Below are 6,220 nucleotides of genomic sequence, written 5' to 3' on the forward strand. Positions count from 1 at the left end.
CGTTGACTGTTTCCACCGTCGTCCCGTACACCCTCGCCCGGCTGGGCGTGGTCATGGCGCCCGAAGCGGGGGAGCCGCTGGAGGTCGAGGGGGTGCTCAACCCGGCCAGCGGGCGTACCCCGGACGGCACGTTGCACCTGCTGCCCCGGCTGGTCGCCGAAGGGAACGTCTCCCGGGTCGGGCTCGCCGAGGTCGAGTTCCGCGACGGGGTGCCGGCCGGGGTGATCCGGCGCGGCGTCGTGCTCGCCCCCGACGAGGGGTGGGAGCGTGGGCTGAACAACGCAGGGGTCGAGGACCCGCGCACCACCTGGGTGCCGGGTCTGGGCGCGCACCTGATGACGTACGTCGCGTACGGGCCACTCGGCCCGCGTCTGGCCCTGGCCGTCTCCACCGACCTGCGCACCTGGCGCCGGCTCGGTCCGGTGCAGTTCGCGTACCAGCAGGATCTGGACACCGACCTGAACCTCTTCCCGAACAAGGACGCGGTCTTCTTCCCCGAGCCGGTGCCCGGCCCGGACGGCCGCCCCTGCTACGCGATGCTGCACCGACCGATGTGGGACCTGGGCTGGTTCCGCCCCGGTGAGGGGGTGCACCTGCCGGCCGGGATCACCGACGAGCGGCCCGGCATCTGGATCTCCTACGTCCCCGCCGAGGAGGTGCACTCCGACATCAGCGCCCTGGTCCGGCTCCGCGACCACCGGTGCGTCGCCCTGTCCGAGTTTCCCTACGAGGAGTTGAAGATCGGCGCCGGCCCGCCACCGGTTCGGGTGGAGGAGGGCTGGCTGCTCATCCACCACGGCGTGACCGGCAACATCCCCGACACCTTCGACCCCAGTACGCAGAAGGTCGAGTATGCGGCCGGAGCGATGCTGCTCGACCCTGCCGATCCGGGGCGGGTGCTGGCCCGCACCGCCGAGCCGATCCTGGTGCCCGAGACCGAGGACGAGCGCTCCGGCACCGTGCCCAACGTGGTCTTCCCGACCGCAATCGAGGAGATCGACGGGGTCCGGTACGTCTTCTACGGGATGGCCGACGCCAAGATCGGCGTCGCCCGGCTGGACCGTGTCCGGTGAGCCGCCGACGGCGCAGCCGGCCCTGGTGACCCGGCCGGTGCCCACGACCAGGTCGGCTGCCGCGGCGGGGCGGGTACCGTGACGGGCCCCGCCGCGCTGCGCCTCGGCGTCGTCGGGGCCGGCGGCTTCGCCACCTTCCTCACCGGCGCCCTGCGTGACCTACCGGACGTGACGGTGACCGTGGTCGCCGACCCGGACACCGACCGAGCCGGACGGCTGGCCAAAACCCTGGCCGCCCAGGCGATGCCGGACTGGCAGGCGCTGGTCACGGCCGACGACGTGGACGCGGTGGTGGTCGCCACCCCGCCGGCCGGCCACGCGGAGACCACCCTCGCGGCGCTGCGCGCCGGCCGGCATGTCTTCTGCGAGAAACCCCTCGCCACCGACGAGGACGACGCAGTCGCCATTCGGGACGCGGTCGCCGCCACCGGTCGCGTCCTGGTCGTCGACCACGTACTGCGCTACAACCCCGTGCTACGGGCGCTGGCCCGACTACGTGACCCACGATTCGGCACGCCGCCCGGTGCCCCGGCCGAGCCGCTGCTCGGTCCGGTCCGGCGGCTCGCCTTCGACAACGACGCCAGCGACGAGGACCTCGGCCCGGAGCACTGGTTCTGGGACGAGCGGGTCAGCGGCGGGATCTTCGTCGAGCACGGCGTGCACTTCTTCGACGCGGCCGACGCCCTGGTCGGCTCGACCCCCGACTCCGTGCAGGGCATGCTCGGTCACCGTCCCGGCAGCGACCTGGTCGACCTGGCGGTCGCCACCACCCGGTACCCGGACAGCGCGGTGGCGACCTTCGCGCACGGCTTCAGCCACGCCCACCGCTGCGAGCGGCAACTGTTGCGGATCGACTTCGGCACCGCCGAGGCCCGGGTGACCGGCTGGATTCCCGTGCACGCCGCCATCGACATCTGGACCGACGACGCCGGAGCCGCGCTCGTCGAGACCCTGCCGGCGCGGGCCGGGGACCTGCTCGCCGTCGACGGGCACCGGTTGGCTGACCGGGCCGCCGTCGAGGTGGCGGTGCGCCGGCACGCCGGTCCGGCACACGCCCGGGAGCGCGGCCACGAGCGCCGGCTACCGCACCACTGCCGGATCACCGTCGACCTCGGCGGCGAGGCCGCCAAACCGTACGTCTACACCGAGAGCGTGCGCGCCGCCATGCACGACCTGGTTCGCTGCGTCCGTACCGGCGACCGACCCGTCGCCGGAGTCACCGAGGGCGCGACGGCGGTCACCGTCGCCGCCGCGGCCCGCCGTGCCGCCCGCGAGGAACGCACCATCCACCTACCGCGTTCGTCGGAGCAACTCACGGCTTCCCCCACCACCGCTCACCCGTCCTGACCGAGGAGACCCCCGTGAAACGCCGATCCCTGCTGTTGGGCGGCCTCGCCCTCACCACCCCGCTGCTGACGACCCCCGGCCCGGCCGGAGCCGCCCCCGCCGCCGGTGCCGTGCAGGGCACGGCGGCGAAGATCGGGCCGCTGACCAACCTCACCCACCTGGACTTCCTCCGACAGGACGTCACGCCGCCAGACCAACAGGGGCACACCACCCACCGGCTCGCCGACGCTCCCGGAATCGGGGTGCTCTGGACCTACGCCGAGCCCGGCCCGGACGGCGAGTTCCGCCGCGTCGGCGGCGGCGCCTACGACCCCCAGACCGACACCTGGGGGCAGGGCGCCTACAACGCCGACGACATCTCCCGGGCCGCAGTGGTCTACCTGCGACACTGGCGACAGACCGGGACCACCACCAGCCGGGACGCCGCGCATCAGCTCCTGCGCGGCCTGACCTACCTGCAGACCGCCGACGGTCCGCACGCCGGCAACGTGGTGCTCTGGATGCAGCCGGACGGCACGCTCAACCCCAGCGCCGAGCCGAAGGAACTACCCGACCCGTCCGACAGCGACGCCTCGTACTGGTTGGCCCGGACCATCTGGGCGCTCGGCGAAGGATACGCCGCGTTCCGCGACACCGACCCGGACTTCGCCGGATTCCTGCGCGACCGCCTCGACCTGGCGATCGCCGCCGTGCAGCGCCAGGTGCTCGTCCACTACAACCGGTGGCAGATCATCGACGGGGAACGCACCCCGGCCTGGCTGATCGTCGACGGCGCGGACGCCACCGCCGAAGCGGTCCTCGGTCTGGCCGCCTACGTCGAGGCCGGCGGCGGCACCACCGCCCGCCAGGCGCTGCGCCAACTCGCCCGGGGCATCGCCGCCCTCGCCGACGGCGACGTGCGGGAATGGCCGTTCGGTGCGCTACGCCCCTGGGCGCTGTCCCGCTCGGTCTGGCACGGCTGGGGCGCCCAGATGCCGGCCGCGCTCGCCCGGGCCGCGCACGCACTCGGCGACCGGACCCTGCTCGACCCGGCCATCACCGACTCGGCCGTCTTCACCCCCTGGCTGCTCACCTCCGGCGGCCCGGACAACGGCCGGCTGCCCACACGGACCGACCGGACCCAGATCGCCTACGGCGTCGACTCCCGGTTGCAGTCGCTGCTCGCCGTCGCCGACACCAGCGGACGTTCCGGATTCGCGCAGCTCGCCGCCGTCACCGCCACCTGGTACTTCGGCGCGAACCCCGCCGGGACGCCCGGCTACGACCCGGACACCGGCCGGGCCATCGATGGCATCAACGGCGACAGGCAGGTCAACCGGAACTCCGGTGCCGAGTCCACCATCCACACGCTGCTCAGCATGCTCGCCCTTGACGCCCGACCCGAACTGGCCGCCCTCGCCCGCCGGACGGAGATCGTCGAACGGGTCGGCGCGGTGACCCTGGAAGCCGAGGACGCCACCCGCTCGGGCGGCGCGACCGTGATCACCCCACCGTCCGCATGGACCGGTGAGTCGCTGATCAGCGCAGCGTACGTCGACCTGCCCGCCGGGGCCGGGCTGCGCTGGCAGCTCCCGCCCGCCGACCAGCCCCGGCTGGTGCTGCCCGTGGTGGACCTGCGCCCCGGCGTGCCCACCCGCACCGTCTGGCGCAGCGACGCCGGACCGCTCGGCGAGGTCGACCACGCCCGGGTTGGCGCCCAGGGCAACTCCCCGGCGCCGGGCGCGCTGCTCCCGGTCACCCTGCCCCGCGAACTCGCCGCCCACGCCACCGAATTGACCGCCGAGGCGACGGCCGGGGAGACGGCGACCCTCGATGCGGTCGTGCTGGAGCCGCTGGTCTCCCGGCTCACCCTGTCCGGCGACGGGCGGAGCACGACGCTGTTGCGCAGCGCCGCCCGGACCGCGCGGACCGCGGAGGTCAGCCCTGGCGGCACCGGAGCGGCCACCATCGAGGTGTACGACGCGGCGGGCGTGCTCCGCTCGCGGAACACCGGCAGCACGGTCACGCTGCACGTGACCGTGCTGCCCGGCGGCTTCACCTTGGTCCACCGGTGACCGGGTCCGCGCCGGGGGAACCGTGGTGGCGCAACGGGGTCTGCTACCAGGTGTACGTCCGCAGCTTCGCCGACTCCAACGGGGACGGGATCGGTGACCTCCCCGGGGTCACCGCCCGCCTGCCACACCTGGTCTCCCTCGGCGTGGACGCCGTCTGGTTGACACCGTTCTACCCGTCACCGATGGCCGACGGCGGATACGACGTCGCCGATCATCGCAACGTCGACCCGATCTTCGGCACCCTCGCCGACATCGAGGTGCTCATCGCCGAAGCGCACCGGCTTGGCCTGCGGGTCGTCTGCGACATGGTGCCCAACCACACCTCGGAGCAGCACCCCTGGTTCCGGGCGGCGCTCGCCGCACCACCGGACAGCGCTGCCCGCCGCCGGTACGTCTTCCGCCCAGTCGATGACCACGACCCGGACCGGCCACCCAACGACTGGCGGTCGGCGTTCGGCGGGAGCGCCTGGCGGAGAGTGCCGAGCCCACACGGCGGGCCCGACGAGTGGTACCTGCACCTGTTCAGCCCCGAGCAGCCCGACCTGAACTGGGACAACCCGGAGGTGCCGGCGGAGTTCCGAAAGATCATCCGATGGTGGCTCGACCGCGGTGTGGACGGGCTGCGCATCGACATGGCGCACGCCCTGTTCAAGCACCCCGACATGGTCGACGCCGGCCCCGGACAGCACACCGACTTCCGTCGCAACCACCTGATGCCCTTCTTCGACCAGGCGCCCGTGCACGAGCTGTACCGGCAGTGGCGGACCATGGTCGACGCGGTGCCGGGGGAGCGGGCGCTGATCGGAGAAGTCTGCCTCTTCGACGCCGACCGGCACGCCCGGTACGTCCGCCCCGACGAGATGCACCAGGCATTCACCTTCGAACTGCTGGAGTGCGACTGGTCCGCCCCGACGCTACGGAACACCATCCGGCAGACGCTCGAGGCGTACCTCCGGGTCGGCGCCCGCCCGGCCTGGGTGCTGAACAGCCACGACGCAACCAGGACCGTCACCCGCTACGGCGGGGGAGAACGGGGGTTGCGCCGGGCTCGGGCATCCGCCCTGCTGATGCTGGCGCTGCCCGGTGCCGCCTACATCTATCAAGGGGAGGAACTGGGGCTGCCCCAGGTGGACCTCCCCGACGAGGCCCTGCGCGACCCGATCTGGGAGCGCTCAGGGCGGACCGTGCGCGGGCGCGACGGCTCCCGGGTACCGATACCGTGGACAGTGGATGGCGAAACGAACGGCTTCTCGCCGGAGGGCGCCGCCCCGCCGTGGCTGCCGCAGCCCGACAGCTGGGGGACCTGGAGCGTGGAGCGGCAGACGGTCGATCAAGCCTCCACCCTGTCGCTCTACCGAGCGGCGATTCGGATGCGCCGGGAGCTGGGCAACGACATCGCCGCCCATGAGCTGACCTGGTGGAATGCCGCGCCGGACATAGTGGCGTTCCAGCGCGGCGACCGCTTCGGCTGCGCCCTTAACACCAGCGACCGGGCGGCAACGCTGACCGGCGTCGGCCGAGTGCTGCTGGCGAGCGCACCGGTCCAGCCAGCGGATGGAACGCTCCTGCTACCGCCGGACGTCGCGGTCTGGTTCGTTCCGACGTGCGCTCTCGCCACCACCAACCAGCGCATCGAGATGCCGGGCTGGTAAGGCTGGGGTTGCGTCCCGCCGGGTGGTGTAGAAGCTGACCTGCTTCGGCGTGCCGCCGGGATAGAGGTGGGTCATCGCGTGAGTCTCTGTGTGA

4 protein-coding genes are annotated in these 6,220 nt (G+C 72.9%); all 4 read left to right on the forward strand.

Features of this window, described 5'->3' with window-relative positions; translation table 11 throughout:
* The first annotated feature begins 2 nt into the window (after positions 1–2).
* A complete protein-coding gene (locus tag AC1WTP_RS27905; protein ID WP_481652220.1) occupies positions 3–1,073 on the forward strand; it encodes a glycoside hydrolase family 130 protein in 1,071 nt (356 codons plus the stop codon).
* A 78-nt stretch (positions 1,074–1,151) separates the two neighbouring features.
* Entirely contained in the window at positions 1,152–2,420 is a 1,269-nt protein-coding gene (locus AC1WTP_RS27910) for a Gfo/Idh/MocA family protein (RefSeq protein ID WP_481652221.1), read from the forward strand.
* Positions 2,421–2,434: 14 nt separating this feature from the next.
* Positions 2,435–4,474 (forward strand): hypothetical protein, encoded by a 2,040-nt coding sequence (locus tag AC1WTP_RS27915; protein ID WP_481652222.1) that lies wholly within the window; start codon positions 2,435–2,437, stop codon positions 4,472–4,474.
* Positions 4,471–6,126: a glycoside hydrolase family 13 protein gene (locus AC1WTP_RS27920; RefSeq protein ID WP_481652223.1), complete on the forward strand. Its 1,656-nt coding sequence runs from the start codon at positions 4,471–4,473 to the stop codon at positions 6,124–6,126. Before AC1WTP_RS27915 ends, AC1WTP_RS27920 begins: the two co-directional genes overlap by 4 nt.
* The last annotated feature ends 94 nt before the right edge of the window (positions 6,127–6,220 follow it).

The sequence above is a fragment of the Micromonospora sp. R311 genome (genome assembly GCF_056780015.1).